Origin of the sequence: Pseudomonas sp. CJQ_9 (assembly GCF_043106615.1) — a bacterium.
Classification (GTDB): domain Bacteria; phylum Pseudomonadota; class Gammaproteobacteria; order Pseudomonadales; family Pseudomonadaceae; genus Aquipseudomonas; species Aquipseudomonas juntendi.
Genome location: NZ_JBICMS010000041.1, coordinates 12,714 through 36,738, shown reverse-complemented (window position 1 = coordinate 36,738; position 24,025 = coordinate 12,714). Strand labels below are relative to the sequence as shown.

Annotated in this window: 27 protein-coding genes and 1 tRNA gene; 18 read left to right on the top strand and 10 right to left on the bottom strand. The window is 62.3% G+C overall.

The window, feature by feature from the left end; translation table 11 throughout:
* Positions 1-81 precede the first annotated feature (81 nt).
* Complete coding sequence (locus ACF8SD_RS07415; protein ID WP_054911870.1) at positions 82-1,236, top strand: MFS transporter; 1,155 nt, start codon at positions 82-84, stop codon at positions 1,234-1,236.
* A complete protein-coding gene (locus ACF8SD_RS07410) occupies positions 1,236-1,772 on the top strand; it encodes an oxidase (RefSeq protein WP_392484678.1) in 537 nt (178 codons plus the stop codon). Before ACF8SD_RS07415 ends, ACF8SD_RS07410 begins: the two co-directional genes overlap by 1 nt.
* 171 nt (positions 1,773-1,943) lie before the next feature.
* On the opposite strand, the gene ACF8SD_RS07405 is transcribed toward ACF8SD_RS07410, so the two are convergent.
* Positions 1,944-2,216, bottom strand: a complete 273-nt coding sequence (locus tag ACF8SD_RS07405; protein ID WP_154211250.1) for a DUF3509 domain-containing protein — start codon at positions 2,214-2,216, stop codon at positions 1,944-1,946.
* 266 nt (positions 2,217-2,482) lie between these two features.
* Between ACF8SD_RS07405 and ACF8SD_RS07400 the strand changes: the two genes are divergently transcribed.
* Both ACF8SD_RS07400 and ACF8SD_RS07395 read left to right on the top strand, forming a co-directional pair.
* The gene (locus ACF8SD_RS07400) at positions 2,483-3,007 is read left to right on the top strand and encodes an ankyrin repeat domain-containing protein (protein ID WP_154211251.1); all 525 of its coding nucleotides are present in this window, start codon (positions 2,483-2,485) and stop codon (positions 3,005-3,007) included.
* 59 nt (positions 3,008-3,066) lie between these two features.
* Entirely contained in the window at positions 3,067-3,597 is a 531-nt protein-coding gene (locus ACF8SD_RS07395; RefSeq protein WP_392484677.1) for a hypothetical protein, read from the top strand.
* A 25-nt stretch (positions 3,598-3,622) separates the two neighbouring features.
* Here the strand turns inward: ACF8SD_RS07395 and ACF8SD_RS07390 are convergent, their stop codons facing one another.
* Positions 3,623-4,561, bottom strand: a complete 939-nt coding sequence (locus ACF8SD_RS07390; RefSeq protein ID WP_009683249.1) for a ZIP family metal transporter — start codon at positions 4,559-4,561, stop codon at positions 3,623-3,625.
* Positions 4,562-4,687: 126 nt separating this feature from the next.
* Here ACF8SD_RS07390 and ACF8SD_RS07385 point away from each other — a divergent pair, with 126 nt between their 5' ends.
* The 4 genes from ACF8SD_RS07385 (at position 4,688) to ACF8SD_RS07370 (ending at position 8,122) form a co-directional block, all read left to right on the top strand.
* A complete protein-coding gene (locus ACF8SD_RS07385) occupies positions 4,688-4,879 on the top strand; it encodes a PLDc N-terminal domain-containing protein (RefSeq protein ID WP_009683250.1) in 192 nt (63 codons plus the stop codon).
* 239 nt (positions 4,880-5,118) lie between these two features.
* Positions 5,119-7,176, top strand: a complete 2,058-nt coding sequence (locus ACF8SD_RS07380; protein WP_392484143.1) for an LTA synthase family protein — start codon at positions 5,119-5,121, stop codon at positions 7,174-7,176.
* Positions 7,177-7,378: 202 nt separating this feature from the next.
* Positions 7,379-7,615, top strand: a complete 237-nt coding sequence (locus ACF8SD_RS07375) for a hypothetical protein (protein ID WP_110677950.1) — start codon at positions 7,379-7,381, stop codon at positions 7,613-7,615.
* A gap of 177 nt (positions 7,616-7,792) precedes the next feature.
* Positions 7,793-8,122: a ribonuclease E inhibitor RraB gene (locus ACF8SD_RS07370; protein ID WP_173887917.1), complete on the top strand. Its 330-nt coding sequence runs from the start codon at positions 7,793-7,795 to the stop codon at positions 8,120-8,122.
* A gap of 68 nt (positions 8,123-8,190) precedes the next feature.
* Here ACF8SD_RS07370 and ACF8SD_RS07365 read toward each other — a convergent pair whose 3' ends face one another.
* A complete protein-coding gene (locus ACF8SD_RS07365) occupies positions 8,191-8,991 on the bottom strand; it encodes a c-type cytochrome (protein ID WP_392484142.1) in 801 nt (266 codons plus the stop codon).
* 66 nt (positions 8,992-9,057) lie between these two features.
* Positions 9,058-9,300, bottom strand: coding sequence for a hypothetical protein (locus ACF8SD_RS07360; RefSeq protein ID WP_146073870.1), 243 nt, complete (start codon positions 9,298-9,300; stop codon positions 9,058-9,060).
* 218 nt (positions 9,301-9,518) lie between these two features.
* Here ACF8SD_RS07360 and ACF8SD_RS07355 point away from each other — a divergent pair, with 218 nt between their 5' ends.
* A complete protein-coding gene (locus ACF8SD_RS07355) occupies positions 9,519-10,250 on the top strand; it encodes an amidotransferase (protein WP_009682018.1) in 732 nt (243 codons plus the stop codon).
* Positions 10,251-10,304: 54 nt separating this feature from the next.
* Here ACF8SD_RS07355 and ACF8SD_RS07350 read toward each other — a convergent pair whose 3' ends face one another.
* Complete coding sequence (locus ACF8SD_RS07350) at positions 10,305-11,741, bottom strand: M48 family metalloprotease (RefSeq protein ID WP_154211255.1); 1,437 nt, start codon at positions 11,739-11,741, stop codon at positions 10,305-10,307.
* Between the two features lie 123 nt (positions 11,742-11,864).
* Between ACF8SD_RS07350 and ACF8SD_RS07345 the strand changes: the two genes are divergently transcribed.
* A complete protein-coding gene (locus ACF8SD_RS07345) occupies positions 11,865-12,104 on the top strand; it encodes a sulfurtransferase TusA family protein (protein ID WP_009682015.1) in 240 nt (79 codons plus the stop codon).
* Between the two features lie 20 nt (positions 12,105-12,124).
* Entirely contained in the window at positions 12,125-13,195 is a 1,071-nt protein-coding gene (locus tag ACF8SD_RS07340) for an AI-2E family transporter (RefSeq protein ID WP_029887111.1), read from the top strand.
* Positions 13,196-13,515: 320 nt separating this feature from the next.
* On the opposite strand, the gene ACF8SD_RS07335 is transcribed toward ACF8SD_RS07340, so the two are convergent.
* Together ACF8SD_RS07335 and ACF8SD_RS07330 are read right to left on the bottom strand one after the other, a co-directional pair.
* Positions 13,516-13,989 carry a peroxiredoxin gene (locus ACF8SD_RS07335; protein WP_009682013.1) on the bottom strand — a complete coding sequence of 158 codons (474 nt, stop codon included), beginning with the start codon at positions 13,987-13,989 and terminating at the stop codon, positions 13,516-13,518.
* A gap of 10 nt (positions 13,990-13,999) precedes the next feature.
* Positions 14,000-14,560: a glycine cleavage system protein R gene (locus ACF8SD_RS07330; RefSeq protein WP_392484141.1), complete on the bottom strand. Its 561-nt coding sequence runs from the start codon at positions 14,558-14,560 to the stop codon at positions 14,000-14,002.
* 259 nt (positions 14,561-14,819) lie between these two features.
* Between ACF8SD_RS07330 and dapA the strand changes: the two genes are divergently transcribed.
* From dapA to ACF8SD_RS07305, 5 genes are all read left to right on the top strand, one after another.
* Positions 14,820-15,707 (top strand): 4-hydroxy-tetrahydrodipicolinate synthase, encoded by an 888-nt coding sequence (dapA, locus tag ACF8SD_RS07325; RefSeq protein ID WP_173887920.1) that lies wholly within the window; start codon positions 14,820-14,822, stop codon positions 15,705-15,707.
* Positions 15,708-15,722: 15 nt separating this feature from the next.
* The gene (gene bamC, locus ACF8SD_RS07320; protein WP_392484140.1) at positions 15,723-16,844 is read left to right on the top strand and encodes an outer membrane protein assembly factor BamC; all 1,122 of its coding nucleotides are present in this window, start codon (positions 15,723-15,725) and stop codon (positions 16,842-16,844) included.
* On the top strand, positions 16,845-17,603 hold the full coding sequence (locus tag ACF8SD_RS07315; RefSeq protein WP_009682009.1) for an MBL fold metallo-hydrolase: 759 nt from the start codon (positions 16,845-16,847) through the stop codon (positions 17,601-17,603).
* 30 nt (positions 17,604-17,633) lie between these two features.
* On the top strand, positions 17,634-18,344 hold the full coding sequence (purC, locus tag ACF8SD_RS07310) for a phosphoribosylaminoimidazolesuccinocarboxamide synthase (protein WP_004375217.1): 711 nt from the start codon (positions 17,634-17,636) through the stop codon (positions 18,342-18,344).
* Positions 18,345-18,435: 91 nt separating this feature from the next.
* Positions 18,436-18,525: transfer RNA gene (locus ACF8SD_RS07305), tRNA-Ser, on the top strand.
* A 160-nt stretch (positions 18,526-18,685) separates the two neighbouring features.
* Here the strand turns inward: ACF8SD_RS07305 and ACF8SD_RS07300 are convergent.
* The 3 genes from ACF8SD_RS07300 to ACF8SD_RS07290 all read right to left on the bottom strand — a co-directional run bounded on the left by ACF8SD_RS07300 (position 18,686) and on the right by ACF8SD_RS07290 (position 20,669).
* On the bottom strand, positions 18,686-19,444 hold the full coding sequence (locus ACF8SD_RS07300; protein ID WP_392484139.1) for an RHS repeat-associated core domain-containing protein: 759 nt from the start codon (positions 19,442-19,444) through the stop codon (positions 18,686-18,688).
* A gap of 558 nt (positions 19,445-20,002) precedes the next feature.
* Complete coding sequence (locus ACF8SD_RS07295) at positions 20,003-20,275, bottom strand: DUF3077 domain-containing protein (protein WP_014590008.1); 273 nt, start codon at positions 20,273-20,275, stop codon at positions 20,003-20,005.
* A 136-nt stretch (positions 20,276-20,411) separates the two neighbouring features.
* The gene (locus tag ACF8SD_RS07290; protein WP_392484138.1) at positions 20,412-20,669 is read right to left on the bottom strand and encodes a hypothetical protein; all 258 of its coding nucleotides are present in this window, start codon (positions 20,667-20,669) and stop codon (positions 20,412-20,414) included.
* Between the two features lie 645 nt (positions 20,670-21,314).
* Here ACF8SD_RS07290 and ACF8SD_RS07285 point away from each other — a divergent pair.
* Together ACF8SD_RS07285 and ACF8SD_RS07280 are read left to right on the top strand one after the other, a co-directional pair.
* Positions 21,315-22,175, top strand: a complete 861-nt coding sequence (locus ACF8SD_RS07285) for an SH3 domain-containing protein (RefSeq protein WP_236184542.1) — start codon at positions 21,315-21,317, stop codon at positions 22,173-22,175.
* Between the two features lie 7 nt (positions 22,176-22,182).
* Positions 22,183-24,021: a hypothetical protein gene (locus ACF8SD_RS07280; RefSeq protein WP_392484137.1), complete on the top strand. Its 1,839-nt coding sequence runs from the start codon at positions 22,183-22,185 to the stop codon at positions 24,019-24,021.
* The last annotated feature ends 4 nt before the right edge of the window (positions 24,022-24,025 follow it).

The following is a 24,025-nucleotide window of genomic DNA, read 5'->3' as shown; positions in this document are numbered from 1 at the left end:
ACAAACCTGAACATTGTGGGCCACCTGTGGGCGCTGGCTTGCCAGCGATAGGGCCGCTACAGGCACCCACAAGGCCACACCATGCAACCCATCCCTTACTGGCGCCTGTCCAGCTTCTACCTGTTCTATTTCGCCCTGCTCGGCTCCACCGCGCCGTTCCTGGCCCTGTACTTCGACCACCTGGGCTTCAGCCCGGCGCGCATTGGCGAGCTGGTGGCCATCCCTATGCTGATGCGCTGCATTGCCCCCAACCTGTGGGGCTGGCTGGGCGACCGCAGTGGTCAGCGCCTGCTGATCGTGCGCCTGGGGGCGCTGTGCACGCTGGCCAGCTTCTCCCTGGTGTTCTTCGGCAAAAGCTACGCCTGGCTGGCGCTGGTAATGGCCCTGCATGCGTTCTTCTGGCACGCGGTACTGCCGCAGTTCGAGGTCATCACCCTGGCCCACTTGCATGGGCAAACGGCACGCTACAGCCAGGTGCGCCTGTGGGGCTCGATTGGCTTCATCCTCACCGTGGTGGGGTTGGGCCGTGTATTCGAGTGGCTGAGCCTGGACATCTACCCGCTGGCGCTGGTCATCATCATGGGCGGTATCGTCGCCGCCAGCCTGTGGGTGCCCAATGCCCAGCCGGTGGAGCAGGGCGAGCGCAGCGCTGCCGGCGGCTTCCTGCGCCAACTGCGTGCGCCCGGTGTGATCGCCTTCTATGCCTGCGTGGCGCTGATGCAGCTCAGCCACGGCCCGTACTACACCTTCCTTACCCTGCACCTGGAACACCTGGGCTACAGCCGTGGCGCCATCGGTTTGCTGTGGGCACTGGGGGTAGTGGCCGAGGTGTTGATGTTCATGTGCATGAGCCGCCTGTTCGCCCGTTTCAGCGTGCAACGTGTGTTGCTGGCCAGTTTCCTGCTGGCCGCCGTGCGCTGGCTGCTGTTGGGCAATTTGGCGGCCGAACCGGCGGTGCTGGTTTTCGCCCAACTGCTGCATGCGGCCACGTTCGGCTGTTTCCACGCCGCCAGCATCGCGTTCGTGCAGGCCAGCTTCGGCGCTCGCCAGCAGGGCCAGGGCCAGGCCTTCTACGCCGCGCTGTCGGGTACCGGCGGCGCATTGGGGGCGTTGTATTCGGGTTACAGCTGGAAACTGCTGGGGCCCAGCTTCACCTTTGGTATGGCCAGTGCCGCAGCCTTGGCTGCAGCCGTTATCATTGGCCTTTGTTCGCAACCGACCAGGACCCGCCCCTGATGAGCATTCTCAGCGTTTTCCACACCGCCAGCCCGGCATTGCCGCAAAAGGTGTTGACCCACCACGATGACATCGCCGCAACCCTGGCTGAACACGGCGTGCGTTTCGAGCATGCCGAACCTGGCGTACGGGTGCGCCCAGGCACTGCGCACGACGAGGTGTTGGCGGCGTGCCGCGCGTACCTCGACCAGCTGATGACCGCGCAGGGCAGCAAGGCATTCGTGCTGCTCAACCGTGACGGCCACGACCCGGCGCAGGTTGATGTGCGGGATGAACACGTGCATGACGCCGACGAGGTTTTCGCCGTGATCAGCGGGCGCGCGCAAGTGGGGCTGCGGGTGGGCGAGTGGGTGTATTCGGTGTTGTGTGAAAAGGGGGATCAATTGCACGTGCCTGCTGGCACGCGGCGCTGGGTGGAGCTGGGTGAAGCGCCGTTCTGCCTGGCCTTGCGTGTGTACGGCAGCGAGGAGGGTGTGCAGGCGAGATTCACCGGGGATGTGAGTGCGCGGGCATTTCTGGGCATTGACGAGTTGTAATGCCTGCACCGGACTCTTTGTGGGAGCGGGCATGTCGAGGCGTCGAACCGCCGCGAACACCGGCGTAGCCGGTGCTAGCCACCTCACTGGATTCTTCGCGGGCACGCCCGCTCCCACATAAGTTCCCTGCGCGACTACGCAGACCCTAGGGCTGTGTTATCTCCACAACACTCAGCGGTAGGTCGGCAAGGCAAACCGTTGCTGGCTCTGCAGCATCGAGATCACCGGCAGTTCACTGGCCTGTTCAGCCAGGTCACGGCGGATGGCACTGATAGCCCACGACAGCTGCTCGGCGCTGTGCATTTGCGCATAAGTCAGTACGCGTCGGGTCACTTTGCCATCGGCCGCACGCAGGGTCAGCAGCACGCCGCCGTCCGGGCGAGCCTGGGTGGTCACTTCGTAGGCCGAAAATACCGAGACGAATTTTTGCTGAATAAGGTCCATAGCAACTCCTGGCTGTTGTGTGGCAGACATGAGTAGGTAGTTGCAGTGACCGTGCCAGAATCTTAATTCATGAAAAGTCGTTTAAATTCAGTGGCTTGCGATGATTTTGCAGAAGCGCTTCCGTGCACCTTGCAAGGTCGTGCATTTTGCACAGTGCAATTTGCACGAGGCGGGCGGTAGCTATCGGCCCAATAGAATCTGAACCTTTGACCGCAAGTGCGTGCCTGACAAACACTTGGGCAATCATTTACGCAAGGAGGTTCCCGATGTCCAGCCAAGCCGCACACGCCACCATGACCGATGACGAAACCGCGGCCTTTGCCGAGCAGGTGTTCGAACGGGCCCGCCAGGGCGATGCCGAGATGCTCGAGCGCTTGCTCGCCAGCGGCCTGCCGGCCAACCTGCGTAACCACAAAGGGGACACCCTGCTCATGCTGGCCAGCTACCACGGTCACCACGACGCGGTACGGGTGCTGCTGGCCCACGGCGCCGACCCGCTGATTGCCAACGACAACGGCCAGTTGCCGATCGCCGGTGCCGCCTTCAAGGGTGACCTGGCAATGATCCGCCTGTTGCTCGAGCACGGCGTGCCGGTAGACGCAGCGGCCCAGGATGGGCGCACGGCGCTGATGCTGGCGGCCATGTTCAACCGCTGCGAGATCCTTGATTACCTGCTGGCCGAGGGCGCCGACCCGGCGCGCCAGGACGCCCGCGGGGCCACCGCGCTGATGGCCGCGCGCACCATGGGCGCGGTGGACACCGCAGCACGCCTGCAAGTGCAGGCCGGCTAACGGCCTGGGGGCATTTGCGGCTATCCTTGGCGACTTTCACACGCCGCAGGCCCCTTTTCATGAAAACTCAGTTGCGCGAATTCATCAGCCTCATTGGCGCTGGCTGCATGCGCGAGGCCGACATCGAGCGCATCGCCGACGAGGCCGCCCAGGCTTATGCCGACCCGGCCGCTTTCCTCGCCGCCAACCCTGATATCAACTACGACGACACCTTCCCGATCCCGCTGGGCGAATGGGTGGTGCTGGGCAGCCTGCCGGACACCGTGGTGTTCCAGGCCGACAGCTACCAGGCGCTGTTCCAGCAGATCAGCGCCTCGTTCGACAACAGCGTGCCATTCACCCTCAAGCCCAAACAACTGGCCCGCACCGAGCCGCTGACTGCCTTGAACCGCATTCAGGTGCAGATGGGCGCGCTGAACAAGGAGGCCGGCGGTTATGTGCTGCTGAACTTCAGCCAATTGCTGGATGACGAGCTGCAGATGGTGATGGTGGGCCAGCACGACCTGGCGCGGGTGCTGGAACTGGGCGCCGAGCTGGGGATCAAGGTCGAGCCAGCCCTTGAAGCGCTGAAAGTTGCCGTGCATGCCTGAGGGCCTGTACAGCCAACCCAAAACTTCAGCCCAGCGCGGTATCCAGAAACATCATGACCGCAAACCCACCCATCAACCCCAGGGTCGCCGCCGTCTGGTGCCCGTTGCGGTGGGTTTCGGGAATCACTTCGTGGCTGACCACGAAGATCATCGCCCCGGCCGCCAGGCCCATGCTGATGGGGTAGGCGAGGGCGAAGCCGGTCGAGATACCCAGCCCGATCACCGCCCCCAGCGGTTCCATCAGCCCCGAACCAATCGCCACCAGTGCGGCCTTGAAGTTCGACAGGCCGGTAGCGCGCAAAGCCAGCGCCACGGCCAGGCCTTCGGGGATGTCCTGGATGGCAATGGCGCTGGTCAGCGGCAGGCCGATGTTCAGGTCGCCATTGGCAAAGCTCACGCCAATCGCCATGCCCTCCGGCAGGTTGTGCAAGGTGATGGCCAGCACGAACAGCCACACCCGGTTGATGCGCTCGGCATCGGGGCCACATGGGCCGGTGCTTTCATGCTCGTGCGGGGTGAAGCGGTCCAGGCCCAGCATCAGCAGCACGCCCAGGCCCATGCCCAGCACCACGGTGAACGCCGCCGCCGGGCCGCTGCCGGTGATTTCGCGGGCGGCGTCCAGCCCCGGCAGAATCAGCGAAAACGAACTGGCTGCCAGCATCATGCCGGCGGCGAAGCCCAGCATCACGTCCTGGGTGCGTGCGCTGACATCGCGCAGCACCACCGCCAGCACTGCCCCCAGTGCCGTGGCGCCGAACCCCGACAACCCGCCCAGCAGCGCCAGGTGCAGGTTGTCGGCATGGTCGCCGTTCACCGCGTTCCAGAAGCTGGCCGCCAACAGTGCACAAACCGCCAGCAGGCTCAGCGCCAGCCCGGCGCTGAGCCACGGGGCATTCACAACCTGTTGGCGCCAGGCATTGCGCAGCGAGGGTGGGGTAGGGCTTTGCGGCTGTGCGACGGGCATGCGGACCTCGGTTCAATGGCTGTTGGCAGTTTACTCAGGGACCTGCCGCCACCGCCAAGGATTCCCTTCTATTGCCGTGATAGCTGACTATGCTGTGCAGCACAGCCTTTGAAAGGGAGTCAAAGCATGGGGTCGACATTCAACAGCCTGGTTGGGCTGATCATTCTGGCGCTGGACATCTGGGCCATCCTCAACGTGATCAAGAGCGGCAGCGAGGTGGGCAGCAAGGTGTTGTGGATTCTGCTGATCGCACTGCTGCCCGTGGTGGGTTTGGTGATCTGGGCCATCGCCGGGCCGCGGGGGAATGTGCGGATCTGAATGCCTGTGCCGGCCCTATCGCCGGCAAGCCGGCTCCCACAGGTTCTCCACAGCCCCAGGCACTGTGGGGGCCTGTGGGAGCCGGCTTGCCGGCGATAGGGCCGGAACAGACAAAAGCGGCAACACCCGCGTGACAAAATTTTCACATTGGTTTAAACAGAATCCGCACCCGCACAATGCTGCGTTGGCCCAGTGCCAACGCCCTCTTCGCAACCCGCAATCCTAGGACCTTCCCATTCATGGCTAACACGGACGCCTTGAAGCAACGGGGCGCGCGAGCACCGTTCTCGCCCACCCTGAAATCCCACCTGGCCTACACGCTGCTCAGCGGCCTGGTGATCATGTTGATGCTCAGCCTCGTGCGCCTGGCGCTGTTGGTCTACAACAGCGATATGGTCGGCGATACCCCTTACTCGACCGTCGCCGAGGGCTTCGTCAACGGCTTGCGCTTCGACCTGCGGGTGGTGGTGTACCTCAGCATTCCGCTGTTGCTGGCCATGCTCAGCCCGTGGGCCATGGCCCGGCGAGGGGTGTTCCGTTTCTGGCTGACACTTACCTCCAGCGTGGTGATGTTCCTTGGCCTGATGGAAATGGACTTCTACCGCGAGTTCCACCAGCGCCTCAACGGCCTGGTCTTCCAGTACATCAAGGAAGACCCGAAAACCGTACTGAGCATGCTCTGGTACGGCTTCCCGGTGGTGCGTTACCTGTTGGCCTGGGCCTTCGGCACCTGGCTGCTGAGCCTGCTGTTCAAGGGCATTGACCGCATCACCCGGGGCCAGGGCGCACAACGCGTGGCGCCGTGGTACAACCGCCTGGCCGTGTTCATGGTGGTCTTGCTGGTGGCCGTGGTCGCCGCCCGTGGCACGCTGCGCCAAGGCCCGCCAATGCGCTGGGGCGATGCGTTCACCACCGACTCCAACTTCGTCAACCAGCTGGGCCTGAACGGCACCCTGACCCTGATCGACGCCGCCAAGAGCCGCTTTGGCGAAGACCGCGCCAACATCTGGAAGCCGGTACTGGAGCAGGGCCTGGCCACCGAAACCGTGCGCAAGCAATTGCTGACCCCGAACGACACCCTGGTCGATGCCGACGAAGCTGCCGTGCGCCGCGACTTCCTGCCGCCGGCCGAGCGCACCCTGCCGGTCAAGAACGTGGTGGTGATCCTGATGGAAAGCTTTGCCGGCCACTCGGTCGGTGCGCTGGGTAGCCCGAACAACATCACCCCGTACTTCGACAAGCTGGCCAAAGAAGGCCTGCTGTTCGACCGCTTCTTCTCCAACGGCACGCACACCCACCAGGGCATGTTTGCCACCATGGCCTGCTTCCCCAACCTGCCGGGCTTCGAGTACCTGATGCAAACCCCGGAAGGCGGCCACAAGCTGTCGGGCCTGCCAGCCTTGCTCAGCGCGCGTGGCTACGACGACGTGTACGTCTACAATGGCGACTTCGCCTGGGACAACCAGTCCGGGTTCTTCGGCAACCAGGGCATGACCACCTTCATTGGCCGCAACGACTTCGTCAACCCGGTGTTCTCCGACCCGACCTGGGGCGTGTCCGACCAGGACATGTTCGACCGCGGCAACGAGGAGCTGGCCAAGCACGATGGCAAGAAGCCGATCTATGCGTTGCTGCAGACCCTGTCCAACCACACCCCGTATGCACTGCCCAAAGACCTGCCCGTCGAGAAGGTGACCGGCCAGGGCCGCCTGGACGAGCACCTGACCGCCATGCGTTATTCGGACTGGGCGCTGGGCCAGTTCTTCGAGAAGGCGCGCAAAGAGCCGTACTTCAAGGACACCCTGTTCGTGATCGTTGGCGACCACGGTTTCGGCAACCACCAGCAGGTCACCGAGCTGGACCTGGGCCGCTTCAACGTGCCGCTGTTGCTGATTGCCCCGGGCATTCAGGAGAAGTTCGGTGCGGTCAACCACACCGTGGGCACCCAGGTCGACATCGTGCCGACCATCATGGGCCGCCTGGGTGGCCAGGCCCGCCACCAGTGCTGGGGGCGCGACCTGCTCAACCTGCCTGAGGGCGACCAGGGCGTGGGCATGATCAAGCCGTCGGGCAGCGAACAGATCGTTGGCCTGGTACAGGGCGACCGCATTCTGATTGAGTCCAAGGACATGACCCCGCGCATGTACCGCTACCAGTTGGGCAGCGAGTTCAAGGCCGAGCTGATCGAAAGCCCCGACCAGCCGCAACTGCTCAAGCAGCTTGAAGCGTACATCCAGACCGCCACCAAGAGCCTGCTGGACAACACCGCCGGTGTGGTGCACGGCACGCCGAAGTAAAAGCTGGCGGGGTCAACCCGCTGCCACAGTGGCTGCGCCAGCCTCGAGTTGGCGCTACCCCTGTGGGCAGCCCTGGGTCGCGATGGGGGGGCCCCACGTTTCGGCGCCTGCCGCTTTCATCCTACTGAACATTCTCCCTGCCCCAAGGTCAGTTGTTCAGGCGTAACACACCCTGTGTTCCTTGACTCAGAGGGTCCGTTAGATGAAAGAGTGGGAAGTCATTTTTGCCGACCAGAAGGGCGAACCGTCCACTCTGGTGTTGAAAGCCGAGCATCGTCCTAGCGAGGAAGAGGCGGCGAGGGCCATTCGTTCTCACCTGTTTCCGGTAATGGCCGAGCTGGACCTCAACGACTTCCAGGACCGCAGCATTTCCCCCACTGCACGCTGGCTGCGCGAGCACAGCGGCGTAATGATCACAAGTATTCACGAACACCCCTGATCCACACGATTGCGTGGTGCCTTGGCAGGCGCTACGCTGTCAGCAGGTGCTCGCCTATTATGCGGGCTGGCACCGCATACATTCGCGTCTTGCATCAGCTCGTACTGCCCGGCCGCTGCCGGCAGGTGCGCAGTAGCACGGAAAGTCTATCCATTGCATTATTCAGGAGGACGTTTCATGAGCAGCCAGAACGACGATATCAGCAGCAACGTCCTGCGCCAGATGAAAGCAGGCGGTTTCGACTTCACCCAGATCCACCCCATCGAGTTCTATGCCGTATTCCCCGACGAAGCCGGGGCGCGCCGCGCTGCCAGGCAGTTTCGCGGCGAATCGCTCAATGCCCAGGTGAAGGAGGGCGACGGTGGCTGGCACCTGGAACTGAGCAAGGTCATGTATGCCACCTATTGTGGGATTGGCGACTTTGAAGAGACCTTCGAGCAGTTGGTGACGCCCTATGGCGGCGAGGTGGAGGGCTGGGGGGTCAAGCACGAGCGGCTCACGGCCTAGCAGCCCTGCGTGGCCATCATCTCAGGCACACCCGCGCCAGGCAGGTGCGGGTTCACCCCACACGGCCACTAAGGCTTGCGCGTGGCCATATGCTGCAGGTACCCCAGCAGCGCATCCAGCTCCTTGTCGCTCAGCACGCTTTCGGCAAAGCCCGGCATTTTCGCCTGTGGCCACTGCCGCAGGCTTTGCGGGTTGCGGATCAACGTGCGCAAATAACCCGGCTGAAAGTACTCGGTGGGGTTGTGCGGCACATTCAAGTCCGGCCCAACCTGCGCATCCCCCGCACCGTTCAGGCGGTGGCAGGCCATGCAATTTTGCTGGAACAGGGCAAAGCCTTGGCGCACCGGGCTGTCGGCGGGTAGCGTCGGGTCGGGCAGCAATGCCGGGTATCGCTGCGCTACCGGGGCGAGCTGGCGCAAGGTGGCGATCTGGAATGGCCATTGCTCCGGGCGAATCCCGCCGGCCTGCGCTGCTGTCCACACCAGGTAGAACGGCCCTGCGCCAGGTTTGCCTGCACCCAGCGGTGGCCAAGGTTGGTTGGGGTCTTCCACGGCTAGCCAGGCCTGCGCCGGGCTTTTCTGCAACAGCGGCGCAGCGGGCATTTCTGCGGCGAAACCGTCCAGCGCTACCGCCTGCAGGTGGTCGCTGGCGGTAACGCCAGGCAACAGTGCAGCCAACGGCACTGCCCGGTACTGCATGGGGCGGTTGTAGGCTACGTCCTGCTCGATGCGGATGGTCTGCGCTTGCGGGTGGCTGAGCAGTTCGTCGCTGCTCCACTGGCGCTGGGTAGCGCCGAGTTCAAGGTGCAGTTGTGCCGCCGACAGTGGCAGGCTCAGCAGCAGCGCAAGCAGGGCAAGGCAATGGCGCATGGGTACACTCCGACCGAAGAGGCCAGCAGGTTACCTGCGCACTGCCCGTTGACGCCACTGCTGCAGTCAACCGAACAACCGTGTCAGGTTCGGCACGATCAGCAGCAATGTAGTGGCGAATAAAATAAGCCCGGCTTGGCGAATTTTCGAATGTCTGAACATGGCGGACCGCCTTCTTGTTGTTATTCCTGAGTACCCGTTGGCTTCCTTGTCGCGCTTCGGGTCGATCGCAGTAGCGTGGTGTGGCGCCTTAACTGCCTGCCTTTTATGAGTGGATATACAACCAACAGTAGGGCGTGCGTTATCCATGTTCGAGAACTCTTTGTTCTAGTAGCCGCGACTTTGAGGCCTCATGGCTATGAGGCCATGTGCCATCTCGCTAGCATGCTCTCGCTAGACGGTGGCGCAGCCATCCATGGGGCGCCGACAAAATGTGACCGTTCGTCAGTGCCGCCTACTTGCTTGTACGTGCCTTTCGCGTCAGGCTCTACAGCAGATTCCCACCCATGTCGTTCAGGACTAATCCTATGTCGTTACGCATCTGCATCCTTGAGACCGATGTTCTGCGGCCGGAATTGACGGCGCAATACCAGGGCTACGGCAGGATGTTCGAGCAGCTGTTCTCGCGGCAGCCGATTGCCGCAGAGTTTCGTGTGTACAACGTGATGAACGGCGATTACCCCGCCGACAGCGAAGTGTTCGATGCCTACCTGGTCACGGGCAGCAAGGCAGACTCGTTTGGTACCGATGCCTGGATCCAGACGCTGAAGGCCTACCTGTTGAAGCTTTACGCGCGTGGCGAGAAATTGCTGGGTGTGTGTTTTGGCCACCAGCTGCTGGCGTTGACCCTGGGTGGCAAGGCCGAGCGTGCCGACAAGGGCTGGGGCGTGGGCATTCACCGCTACTCGCTGGCGGCGCACGCCCCGTGGATGGACCCTGAGGTTTCGGAGCTGACCTTGCTGATCAGCCACCAAGACCAGGTGACCGAACTGCCGGAAGGCGCCACGGTCATTGCCTCCAGCGATTTCTGCCCGAATGCGGCGTACCACATCCGCGACCAGGTGCTGTGCTTCCAGGGCCACCCGGAGTTTGTCCACGACTACTCCCGCGCGCTGCTCGATGCGCGCCAGGAATACCTGGGCGACGAGGTGTACCAGAAGGCGGTGGCCAGCCTGGCCAGCGAGCACCAGGGCGACTTGGTGGGCGAGTGGATGTTGCGGTTCATCCAGCAGCCGGTAACCAAACACGACGCGGCGTAATGGCCGGGGGCTGCTGCGCAGCAGCCCAATCGTGGCCCACGGCCGCCCCGGGGCTCATCGCCCCATCATGTCCCGGACCATGCGCTGCTGCTCCATGATCTCGCGCTGGCGCTGGTCAATCTGCGAAGCCAGCGGGAAATTCCCGCCGGCCCGGCGCTTGGCGTAATCCAGCTGCTGGATCGCCTGGTCAAAGTCCCCCACCAAGGTGAAGTACTCCGCCCGCGCCCGGTGCAAGCCGATGGTATTGCCCGACAAGCCGCGCACCTCGGCCATGTCGTACCACACGTCCGGATCATCCGGCCGGCTTTTCACCAGCTCGTCCAGCACTTTCTCGGCTTGAGCAGGCTTGTTCAGCTTCACCAGCAAATCGGCGCGCACCTGTTTCAGCGGGTAGTTGCCCGGGTATAGCTGCTGCATGCGCTCGGCGCGCTGCTGGGCATCGGCCAGGCGGTTGTTGGTGATGTCCAGGTCAATCTGCGCCAGGTTGTAGGTGATGTCGTTAGGCGCCTTGGCCAGTAGCGGCTTGAGCATTTCCCGCGCTTCGTTCAGCTGGCCGCCCTTGATCTGGGCCAGGGCCAGGCCATAGCGCGCAGCATCGAGTTTGGGGTCTTCGTCGAGCTGGGCACGGAAGCGTTTGGCCGCCAGCCCCGGGGTGCCTTCATAGATAAGCGCCACCCGGGCGCGAATCAGCTGGTAGCGTGCGCTGTCTTCGATGCCGCCCGGTGGCGCCTGGTCGGCGCGGTTGCGGGTGTCGGCGATCCGCGACTCGGTCACCGGGTGCGTCAGCAGAAATTCCGGTGGCTTGGCGTCATAGCGATACTGGCGGGCCAGGCGCTCGAACATGGTTGGCATGTTGCGTGGGTCGTAGCCGGCCTTTTCCAGGTTCAGGATGCCGATACGGTCCGCTTCCTGCTCATTTTGCCGCGAGAACCGGCGCTGTTCCTGAATGGCCGCCGCCTGGGTGCCGGCGATCATGCCGATGCCGGCGTCGCCAGCACCCCCCGCCGCCAGCACGATCCCGGCCAGCAGCGCTGCCATCATCGGCAGTTGCATGCGTTGCTGGGCCTCGACGCCGCGGGCGAAGTGGCGTTGCGACAAGTGCGCCAGTTCGTGCGCCAGCACCGAGGCATATTCGCCTTCCGTCTGTGCGTTGAGGAACAGCCCGCCGTTGACCCCCACAATGCCCCCGGGCGCAGCGAAGGCGTTGAGCTCACGGCTGTCGATGAGGATGAACTCCAGGCGCCGGTCTTGCAGCTGGCTGGTCTCGGCCAGCTTGTACACGCTGGTTTCGACATAGTCCTTGAGTTGTGGGTCGTTGAGCTGGTTGACCTGGCCGCGCAACAGGCTCAGCCAGGCGCGGCCAAGTTGGTGTTCCTGCTGCGGCGAAACGATCGCGGAGCTGGCGTCACCCAGTGATGGCAGGTCGTCAGCATGGCCGGGGAGGGCCAACAGGCAGGCCAGCGTCAGCAGGGTAGGGCGCAGTAGTTTCATGCACGAAGCTCGCGTCGGTGTCAAAGATAGGTACTGTAGCGGGCTCACACGTTGGCGACCAGTGGCGCTATCCTAGACAGCCCTGCCAACAAGCAGTCTGGCAATGCCTTTGGAGACCCTGCAATGAGTGACACCCTGACCTGCGACGCCGTACTCGACGCCAGCGGGCTGAATTGCCCTTTGCCGCTGCTCAAGGCCAAGATGGAGCTCAACCGCCTGGCCAGCGGCGCGGTGCTCAAGGTGATCGCCACCGACACCGGCTCGCAGCGCGACTTCCGCACTTTCGCCACGTTGGCCGGTCATACCCTGCTGCAGGAAACGGCCGAGGCCGGCACCTACACCTACTGGCTGCGCAAGGCCTGAGTCTTTACCAAGGATCGTCAATGTTCAAAGTGCTTCGCGACTGGGTGCAGCGCTACTTCTCCGATGAAGAAGCGGTGGTGCTGGCGGTCTTGCTGTTCCTGGCGTTCACGGCCGTGCTTACCCTGGGTGGCATGCTCGCGCCGGTGCTGGCGGGTATGGTGCTGGCGTTCCTCATGCAGGGCCTGGTCAATGCCCTGGAGCGCTTGCGGGTGCCCACGCGGTTGGCGGTGATGTTGGTATTTGCCCTGTTCATGGGGGCGCTGGCGCTGTTCATGCTGGTGTTGGTGCCGCTGTTGTGGCACCAGCTGATCACCCTGTTCAACGAGCTACCGGGCATGCTGGGCAAGTGGCAGTCGTTGTTGCTGTTGTTGCCCGAGCGTTATCCGCACCTGGTGTCGGACGAGCAGGTGCTGCATGCCATCGAATCGGTGCGCGGTGAAATCGGCAAGTTTGGCCAATGGGCGCTGACCTTCTCGCTGTCCAGCCTGCCGTTGCTGGTCAATGCCATGATCTACCTGGTGCTGGTGCCGATCCTGGTGTTCTTCTTCCTCAAGGACCGCGAACTCATCGGCCGCTGGGTCAGTGGCTACCTGCCACGCCAGCGCACCCTGCTGAACCGGGTGGGTAGCGAGATGAACCGGCAGATCGCCAACTACATCCGTGGCAAGGGCATCGAGATTCTGATTTGTGGCATTGCCACCTACATCGCGTTCATCAGCCTTGGGCTCAACTATGCCGCGCTATTGGCGTTGCTGGTGGGGCTGTCGGTGGTGGTGCCCTATGTGGGCGCGGTAGTGGTAACGGTGCCGGTCACGCTGATTGCACTGTTCCAGTGGGGCTGGGGCGATCAGTTCATCTACCTGATGACGGTGTACGCGATCATCCAGGCGCTGGACGGCAACGTGCTGGTGCCGCTGCTGTTTTCCGAGGCCGTGAGCCTGCACCCGGTGGCGATCATTTGCGCGGTGTTGTTGTTTGGCGGGCTGTGGGGGTTCTGGGGGATCTTCTTTGCCATCCCGCTGGCGACCCTGATCAAGGCTGTGCTGGATGCCTGGCCGCGGCAGGAGCCTATTGTGTCACCGATGCTGTAATTTTGGGGCTGCTTTGCAGCCCATCGCGACACAAGGCCGCTCCTACAGGGATCCGCGATTTCCGATGATGCCGGCCCGGCCCCGCAGGCCTGCCGGCCACCCAAGCCCGTTATAGGAGCGGGTTTACCCGCGAAAGGGCCGGGCCTGCGGGTCAGTTTCTGCCAGGCATTGTGCATTGCCGGTACCACCGTATTCGCGGGTGAACCCGCTCCTACATTGATCGATGATGCCGGCCCGGCCCCGCAGGACTGTCGGCCACCCCCGCCCGGCGTAGGAGCGGCCTCGTGTCGCGAAAGGGGCGCAAAGCGCCCCCAGCGATCTCAAGCCTTGTTCAGTGCCTGAGCCGCTGCCAACACGGCATCCACATGCCCGGGCACCTTCACCCCACGCCATTCCTGGCGCAGCACACCGTCCTTGTCGACCAGGAAGGTGCTGCGATCGACGCCCATGTACTCCTTGCCATACAGCTTCTTCAGCTTGATCACGTCGAACAGCTGGCACAGGGCTTCGTCCTTGTCGCTGATCAGCTCGAACGGGAAGCCTTGCTTGGCCTTGAAGTTCTCGTGCGACTTCAGGCCGTCACGCGACACGCCGAACACCACGGTGTTGGCCGCAGCAAAGGCCTCATGCTGGTCGCGGAAGCCCTGGCCTTCGGTGGTGCAGCCCGGGGTGCTGTCCTTCGGGTAGAAGTACAGCACCACCTGCCGGCCCTTGAGGTCGGCCAGGCTCACGGTTTGCCCGCCGGTGGCCTGGGCCTGGAAGTGCGCTACAGGTTGGTCGAGTGCTACAGCCATGATCGCTTCCTTACATTGGGTTCTGTGGGCGCCATGGCTCGATCAGCGCATCGAGGTTCAGGGCGTCGGCAAAGTCCAGGAACTGGTCACGCAGCCAGCTGATTTGCGTGCCGGCCGGCAAAATGACGGTGAACTGGGCATTGAGCATGCTGCTGCCGGTCTGCGGCGCCAGGTAGGTATCGCACGTCATGGCTTCCAGCTCGACGCGGTGGTCGAGGAAGAACTGGCACAGCTCGTTGATGATGTCCGGGCGGTAGGCGGCGCTGACGTAGGCCACATAAGGTAGGGCCTGCGGGCGTACCTCCTGGTCGGCGCTGCGCACCACGTTCAGGGTCAGGCCGTGCTTCTTGCCCAGGCTTGGCAGCATGGCTTCAAGGCGGGCGAGGGCGTCCCAGCTGCCGCCTACCTGTAGCACCAGGGCGCTGGTTTCGCCGTGGCGGCTCAGGCGCGAGGTAACCACCGCGCAGCGGTTTTCGAAGGCAGCGCGGCTGAGGACGTTGGCCAGTTCCATGGGGTTGGGCCCCAAGGCACTGATGACGAGGAATTGTTCGCGGACGGTGGGGGTGGACATGCAGCATTCCTAAAGCGATGAGCGGTCGGTACAGGACGGGAGAAAGCCTCCAGTCGGCAGGGCCCGGGGCTCGCATGCGAGGTCTTGGACGCTGGCCGGGAGCAAGGTCGACGGCCCGGCGGGCCGCGCTGCACCGATCAAAGCATCAAGGGTAGCGAAATAAGGCGCCGAGGGGAATGCTCCGCCCGCCTGCTTCGCTTGTGCAAGGCCGATGCCCCCAGTACCATTACCGCTCTCTTTTTCCGGCAGGAGCAGTTACATGATTGCGGGCAGTATGGTGGCATTGGTCACACCCATGGATGCACAAGGGCGTGTTGACTGGGGCAGCCTCGACAAACTTGTAGACTTCCACCTGGAAAACGGCACCCATGCGATCGTCGCTGTCGGCACCACCGGTGAGTCGGCCACGCTCGATGTCGAAGAGCACATCCTGGTCATCAAGCATGTGGTCGAGCGCGTCAAGCGCAGCAACAAGCCCATCCCGGTCATCGCCGGTACCGGTGCCAACTCCACTGCCGAAGCCGTGCACCTGACCCAGAACGCCAAGAATGCCGGCGCCGATGCCTGCCTGCTGGTGGTGCCGTACTACAACAAGCCAACGCAAGAAGGCCTGTACCAGCACTTCAAGCACATTGCCGAAGCCGTCGACATCCCGCAGATCCTCTACAACGTGCCGGGCCGCACCTCCTGCGACATGCAGGCCGAGACCGTGATCCGCCTGTCGACTGTGCCGAACATCATCGGTATCAAGGAAGCCACCGGCGACCTGGCCCGTGCCAAGGCCATCCTGGAGGGCGTCAGCAGCGATTTCATCGTCATGTCTGGCGATGACCCGACCGCTGTCGAGTTGATCCTGATGGGCGGCAAGGGCAACATCTCCGTCACCGCCAACGTCGCCCCGCGCGAAATGGCCCATATGTGCGAGGCCGCCCTTGCGGGCGATGCCGAGAAGGCCCGCGCTATCAACGAAAAACTCATGCCACTGCACAAAGAGCTGTTCTGCGAAGCCAACCCCATCCCGGTGAAGTGGGCGCTCGTTGAAATGGGCCTGATGAAAAAGGGTATCCGCCTGCCGCTGACCTGGCTCAGCGAAGGTTGCCACGACAAAGTCCGTACTGCCTTGCGCCAGTCCGGCGTACTGGTTTAAGAGGAAGTACACCGCATGAAGCGACTGGCTGGTCTTTCTGCCCTTGCCCTGATTATCTCCAGCACCAGTGGGTGTGGCTGGCTGTGGGGCGAGGATGGCTATTTCCGCGACCGCGGCAGCGACTACCTGCAGGCGCACCCTACCGCGCCCATGCAGCTGCCGCCGGACGCCAGCAACGTCAAGCGGCTCGACCCGCTGTTGCCAATTCCGCGTAACGTCGCCGATGACAACGTCACGGGCGAGTACGAAGTGCCGCGGCCGCAACCGTTGACCGGTGGCGCTGGCCAGGTCACCGACTACAGCCTGCAGCGCAGCGGCAGCAGCCGTTGGGTGCTGGCGCAGCACTCGCCGGCCGAGGTGTGGCCGGTGGCCCGCCAGTTCTTCGAGGACAACGGCTTCCGTATCGACGAAGAGCGCCCGCAGACCGGTGAATTCAACACCAGCTGGCAGCGCTTCGACGAGCTGTCGGCATCGCTTGGCCAGCGCCTGGCCAGCACTGCCAGCAGCGGTGACAGCGAAGTGCGCGTACGTGTGCGCATGGAGCCTGGCGTGCAACGCAACACCTCCGAGGTGTATGTGGTCAGCGTCGAGCGCCCGGCCGGCAGCACCGCCGAGCCTGCGTTCCCGTCCACCTCCGCCAATACCGGCGCCGATGCTCTGCTGGTCGACGAAATGCTGGCCAGCATGAACCGCAGCGCCGAGAAGGGCGGTTCAGTGTCGCTGCTGGCTGCGCGTGATTTCGACGCGCCAAGCCGCGTCAGCCTGAGCGAGGACGGCAGCGGTAACCCGGTACTCTACCTGGGCTCCGACCTGGACCGCGCCTGGTCGGGTGTTGGCCGAGCCCTGGAGCAGGGTGGCCAGTGGCGTGTCGAAGACATCAACCGCAGCCTGGGCCTGTACTACATCAACCTGTCGGAAAAGCCTGAAGACAAGCAGAACCAGCCGGGCTTCTTCGGCCGCCTGTTCGGCAGCGAGCCCACCAAGGAAGAGCGTGAAGCCCGTGCCGAGCGCTACCAGGTCCGCCTGAGCAAGGTGGGTGAAAGCGTGCAGGTCACCGTCGAGAAAAACATCAACACCGTGGCGCCGCCCGATGTCGCCCGCCGTGTGCTGAGCGCCATTCAGGACCACCTGGGCTAAGTGCGCTTCGCGGTACTCGGAAGCGGCAGCCAAGGGAACGGCACGCTGATCGCCAGTGGTGACACGTTCATCCTGGTCGATTGCGGGTTTTCCCTGCGCGAAACCGAGCGGCGCCTGGCGCTGCTCGGGGTTTCGCCGGCGCAACTCAGTGCTGTGCTGGTCACCCACGAACATGCCGACCACGTGCATGGGGTCGGCTTGCTGTCACGGCGCTACAATGTACCGGTCTACCTCAGCCAAGGCACCTTGCGCGGCATGCGCAAGCCGGTGGAGGTGGCCGGTTTTCTCGCCTGTGGCCAAAGCCTGCATATCGGCAGCCTGCAAGTGAACGCCGCGCGGGTAGAGCACGACGCCTACGAGCCCTTGCAATATGTGGTCAGTGACGGCAAGCGCCGTTTTGGCATGCTCACCGACCTGGGCTCGTACGACGCGCTGTTGCTGGAACGCTACCAAGGCCTGGATGCACTGCTGATCGAGGCCAACCACTGCCGCGACCTGCTGGCGCGCGGTCACTACCCGGCGTTCTTGAAGCGGCGGGTAGGGGGCATGCAAGGGCATTTGAACAATCACCAGGCCGCGCGCCTGGTGCACGAGTTGGGCTGGAACAACCTGCAGCACTTGGTGCTGGCCCACCTCAGCAGCAAGAACAACCTGCCACATCTGGCGCGCCAGTGCTTTGTCGACACCCTCGGGTGCGACCCGGACTGGCTCCAGGTGGCGAATCAGGAACACGGGCTCGACTGGCGCGAAATCGCCTAGCCCAACACCTCAAGCAAGCGGAGCCCAATCATGGAAAAACGCGACGAACTCTACCGCGGCAAGGCCAAATCGGTTTACAAGACCGATGACGCCGACCGCTTGATCCTGCTGTTCCGTAACGACACGTCGGCGTTCGACGGCAAGCGCATCGAACAGCTCGACCGTAAAGGCATGGTGAACAACAAGTTCAACGCCTTCATCATGCAAAAGCTGGAAGAAGCCGGCGTGCCGACCCAGTTCGACAAGCTGCTGGGCGACAACGAGTGCCTGGTCAAGAAGCTGGACATGATCCCGGTCGAATGCGTAGTGCGTAACTACGCGGCCGGCAGCCTGGTCAAGCGCCTGGGCGTTGAAGAAGGCATCAAGCTGGAGCCGTCCACCTTCGAGCTGTTCCTGAAAAACGACGAGAAGGGCGACCCGTTCATCAACGAGTCCCACGTTGTCGCGTTCGGCTGGGGCACCGCCGAGCAGCTGGCAGAAATGAAAAAGCTGTCGTTGAAGGTCAACGAAGTGCTGAGCAAGCTGTTCGATGACGCCGGCCTGCTGCTGGTCGACTTCAAACTGGAGTTCGGCGTATTCCACGGCCAGATCGTGCTGGGTGACGAGTTCAGCCCAGACGGTTGCCGCCTGTGGGACAAAGAAACCCGCAAGAAGATGGACAAGGACCGCTTCCGCCAGGGCCTGGGCGACGTGATCGAAGCCTACGAAGAAGTTGCCAAGCGCCTGGGCGTGCCGCTGTAAGCGGTGCGTTCACGCAAGCGCCTGATACCACGCGATTTTTTTTAAAAAAAGGTTTGCGTTTTAAAAGAACGCTGGTATGATGCGCGGCATTGGAGAGATGCCGGAGTGGTCGAACGGGACGGATTCGAAATCCGTTGTACTGGCAACAGTACCTAGGGTTCAAATCCCTATCTCTCCGCCATACGCGAAGTAGCCGAAGCCCCCGAAAACGTTGAAGTTTTCGGGGGCTTCGTCGTTTCAGGGGTACCAGTTAGGGCAGATTTGCGACCTTTCTTGACATTCAAACCTTCGGTTCAGAGAGCTGGTAGAGCTGGAAGCAAACCTGAGTCTTCAAGTGGCACTCAGTCGTGCTCAAATCGTACACGTCGGATTTTAAGTCCGGACGCCTTCCACCCCTCGAATTTTTTCAGGTGGCTTTTGACGTAGGCCAAGGTGTCAAAAGGCGGTAGATAATGACCGCTTTCGTTATTTAGCTGAATAACCCCGTCCTTTATTGTAAGCATGCCAGCAGAAATTGCTGTGGGATGCGAAATTTTAAATTTTGCAGCAATGGCCACTATGCTTGAGTGCGACGGGTCAGTACCTAAGGCATCATCGTAGCTTCCGATAATGAATTTATCATCCTCTGTCATTACCCATTTATGCTTCTGCTTCGGGCGGATGTCATTTTTGAAAAAATTCACATGCGTAGGCATATTAATCTGAGCCTTGTTATCGTACATATAGCCTTTCATTAGCTCGACCTCACTGCTGAGTTTTCCTTGTTTAACATCTGTCAGTGGACGAGGTCTTCGGCGGCGCCACCAGCTATAGCCGCTAGGGTCAGTTCTGTTCACCGGGTCACACGCGCAATAGGCGTATGCATTTAAGCCGCCACGATGATATGGGCTGAGCGGGTCTGGATTTAGAAAGCGCATCAGAACGGGGCTGTAGGCTCGCTTGCCATTGCCGAGTAGATAACAATTGATCCTTGTCAGTATATGTTCGCTATTAAATGCAAGCTGCGTTGAAATTCCAGGCACCAGAGTGTGGTATCCGTAGGGGCTGTAGGTACGATGCAGTAAAAACGACACTTCCGTGCTGCTTCGAGTGTTGCTCATAACGGATGGCCCCTTTCGATTTTCTCACTGATGGTTGCTGAGGTAATTATGTGTTATCTCTAGTGACTTGCTGAACTGGCAGAAATACCAGGGTTTAGCTGCTTCGGGGTGTGGCGGCTATGCCCCTTAAGGCCAGCATCAACTGCTGCATTATGGAACCGCCTGTTTTATCCATCCCCAATTGACGGCTGCACCTTGCGCAAGATATTCATGCCTTGGATTTCGCCTCTTCACCTAAAGCAAACACTAAGGTTTGAGCGTCATTAGCCTTCGTTGTATCTGCCAGAAAAGCCCCGATGGCCTCGGGGCTTTCGAGAAAGCGGCAGCGTCGGAGTGCTTGGTATTGCTCAAGTCCAGTTCAAGGATGGGCATATCCTCGGGGGGCATGTGTCGCTCTTAGTTGTTTGCCTCGTAACGCATCAAGAATTTCCTTGGGTCGGTTAGGGGCTCCGATTCGATCCGATTTATCGCTACGGTTGAGCATCAGGTAGCCAGTCAAGCCCGTTCGTACGAAGTATTTCCGATATTCGGCGCAACAAACGGGCTATTGGGTTGACCTTACTTTTTCATCATCCCCAGCTCAGCATCATCCAACAGCGCCTTGGCCATTGCGCTCAGGTAATGCGAGGCCCAGATCAGTTTCTGGTCGCCGTCCATCAGGCCGGTGATGATCAGGTCGCGCACGTAACCCATCAGTTCGGAGGCCTGTTCGCGGGCGTCCTGGCAGGGGATGCCGGGTTCGATGCGGAACAACGGGTGGGTGTTGTTTTCGCCTTGGTAGAAGCAGGTTTTGCCGACTGTGGTGGGCTCTTTTGTGTTGTCGGTGGGCATTGTTTTGTTTCCCTGGATTCTGGGTTGCCTGGGCTGGCCTCTTCGCGGGCACGCCCGCTCCCACAGGTACTGTGCAGTGCGTGACGGCTGTGGTGACCCTGTGGAAGCGTGCGTGCCCGCGAAGAGGCCTGACCTGCTAATGCAAGGTGTGAGGCTCTGGGGGTAAATGCGGCCGCATCTGCAACTGCATCAACGCCGACTCGACCAGCCCCTGTACCGCTTCCATTTCATGGATCACGGCCTGCATCACGATCGAGCTGTGGGCGGTGGGTTTGAGTTGCACGGATTGGCGGGCCACGGACAGGGCGCAGAGCACGTACTCTGAGGACTGGACCAGGGTGTCTTGCAGGAACTGGGTGGTATCGAGGGGTGGATCAGGGACCATCTTGCGCATAAACATCTCCAGGATCATTGGAGCTGCCGCAAGCTTGCTGTCAAACAAGAGGGTGGCAGCTGTACATGGGTTGACAGACCGAGGATCCCGGAGTAACTCGGCGCACACGAAGGTGCCCCACGTACAGCCGCCATAAACAGTGCACGTGTGCGGGAAATCGTCGGCCTGTCAAAGCCGGCCGTTGATTTTGCAACGACGAGCCGAGACTAGAGCGCGACCGAATCCGTCGCAACCGTTTGAGCGGGTTGGCAGTATGTTTGGGAAACGCCCTACAAGGAAGGGGATAATTCTGAGTAGAAGTTGTAGGACGGATTTCTACTAATCAATCAGACAGGCTTCCTGCAACATTTTGTCTTGAACTGACAATGGCACCTTGGGCTACAATGCGGCCCTCTACTACGCCACTCACGCCCAGGCCAAACGCCGTAATGATTACGCGCGCTGGGCGATGACTTTCTCTGACATGGATTCGTTGGATGCTTCGCGCCGTACTGGTCGTCCTTTTTGCCCCGCGCCGGGCGGCTGAATTGCCGCTCGCGACCAGTGCCGCGCCTTCTCTGAAATCCCCGCACACCTTCGCCTGCTGCCGCCTGCCATTGGCTGCGGCACGCGGCTGTGCGCCCCATCGAAAATGGAGTGCTCCACTTGCGTAAGAAATTCGTCGCGTCCCTTCTGGCGGTCGCCATCGCTTCTACCACGGCCTGTGCACAGCTCGGGATCAGCAAAGAGCAAGCGGGCACGGTGATCGGTGGCCTGGCCGGTGTGGCCATCGGTTCGACCCTGGGCAGTGGCAACGGCAAGATTGCCGCCGCGCTGATCGCGGGTGGTATTGGCGCCTACGTCGGCAACCGCATCGGCAATATGCTCGATGAGAAGGACCAGCAGGCCCTGGCGCTGCGCACCCAGGAAGTACTGAGCCAGCAACAGGCTACGGCCAGCGCCCAGCCCGTGACCTGGAAGTCCGACCACTCTGGTGCCAGCGCGCAGATCGTGCCAGGCAAGGAATACACCAAGACCAAGCAGGTCGAGGTCAAGCGCGCGCCCAAGATCCAGGCCGTGCCTTCGATGAAGCTGATCAACGAACCGTATGTGACCACCAGCGACAACCTGAACGTACGCGCCGCGCCGAACGCCTCTGGCGAGAAGGTCGGCAGCCTGAAGAACCACACCGAGTTCACCGCAGTGGGCGCCACCGGCGACTGGATCCTGGTCGGGCGCAAGGGGGTGACCGTGGGCTACGTGCACAAGGACTACGTGGAGCCCAAGGCGCAGGCCGTGGCCAAGCGCGTGACCCCGGCGGTAAACCTGGACGAGCTGGACGTTGCCGCCAGCAAGGAAACCCAAGCCTTCGACCTGGACTCGGTGCAGTCGCTGCCCACCCAGACCGTTGCCGCCGAAGCGGCCTGCCGCCCGGTCACCGTCAGCCTGAAGGCGCAAAACGGCAAGACCGAACAAGAGCAGAACACCTTCTGCAAACAAGCCAACGGCACCTGGGAACTGATCTGAGGACTCCATGAAAAAGCACGCGCTCGCGTTGGCTGTGGTCGGCGCTTGTGGTCTGGTACCGCAAGCGTTCGCCCATGAGCTGGCCTATTCCAAGAAAGACAACATCAAGGTCGAAGTGCCTGGCGACGCCAGCACCTGGTGCAAACCCCAGGTCGACCTGACCATTAGCCGCCCAGCCTGGGATAACCAGGAACTGCTGACCGGCCTGCTGAGCAAACTGCCGTTCGTGTTCGCCAAGGACTGCTCCAGCGCCAAGGTGAGTTGGAAGGCAGTCGATGGCAACGGCAAGCTGTACGCCAGCGGCTCGGGCAACGCCAGCAACCTGGGGCTGGTGACCCTGGCTGCTGCACCTGCCGTTGCCGCCCCGGCGTCTGCTGCACCGGAACCGGCGGCGGCACCGGCAGCGGAGCAGGCACCTGCCCCTGCCACGGCAGAGGCCCCGGCAGCCGCCGAACCCGCCCCTGCGCCGGCACAACCGGCACCGGCGCCCGCCGTAGCCGCAGAACCAGCGCCTGCTGCACCCGCCCAAGCCCCTGCTGCACCACCCGCCGCGGCCCCAGCCCCAGTCCCAGCAGTGGCCGCAGCCCCCAGCTCGGACTTTGGCCGCCCGGTGGTCCTGGCAAACCCCAACCTGATGCAGGTAACCGACGGCGCCGGCTGCAAATGGGTGCTGAGCAAATCGATCATCGGCGCAGGCGACACCCTGTCGTTCGGCACCACCCCGGCCATGCCGTGCCCGGCCTCCGGCTTTGGCCAAGGCAGCTTCGACAGAATCAGCTGGAAAGCGGTGGGTACCTATCGCGGCGATAACTGGGACAAGGTCTATGCCCACCCCAGTGGCCTGATCTTCACCAAGCGCCTTGAGGCCGCAGTGAAGGACAAAGCGGTTGCCTACCTGACTGCCGACGCAGACCAGGCCGCATTCCTGGTGGGTGAAATCCCCAGCCGGCAAATGAAGGTGTACCTGACCTTCAGCCGTTCCAGCTATGGCGTATTGCGCCCGTTCGGCAGCGACCCGTACTACGTGGCGGTCACCCCGGACGAATCATTTGCCCTGGACCCGGCCAAGTACAAGGAGGCCGCGCTGGAGATCTTCGACCTGGTCAAGACCGCCTCGCCGTCCACCACTGATGTGGCCACCCTGTTGATCGTCAAGGACATTTCGGCCATCACCAACAGCCTTTGGGGCAATGACGCGCAGAAGATCACCCGTAACCGCATCGGCATCAACCGCCAAGGCCTGTTCTTCGATGTGCGCGACGGTGCCAACTGGGCGGTACAGCGTGAGCAGCAGCGCCAGCGCGAGCAGCGCCAGCGCCAGCAGGAGCTGGCGCGCGTGCACACCCGAGTGCTGGAGCGCTACCAGCAGCTGCAGGACGGCATGAGCGAGTTCAAGGGGCGTGAAACCGAGGCACTGGCGCAGATGGCCGGCATCAAGGTGCGCTTCGCGTCGCCACTGGAGCAGCAGAACCCGGCGACCTCGGCCACTGTGGCAACGATGATGGTGCATGTAACCGGCAAGCAGGGCGACTTCTACACCATCGATTTCCCGAGCAAAGGCCGCCTGGTCGCGGACGAGGAATACGGCGAGGGCTGGTACGTAACCCAAGTGGCCAACGCCACGCCGTACTACCCGCTGGACGACGGCCGCGCGGTGCCCACCTACCGCGCCTACAGCGCCGGCGAGCCAGAGGCCTGCAAGCAGGAGCACTGTGCCGACCGCGTGTCGTTCGGTGCCGTACTGGCCAAGGAATTCCCCAACGCCGGCATCGATTTCAGCTGGACCCCCGAGGTCTCCCAACAGTACGTGAACGACTGGAACAACGCTTCCGCCATGGTCCAGTGAGGCA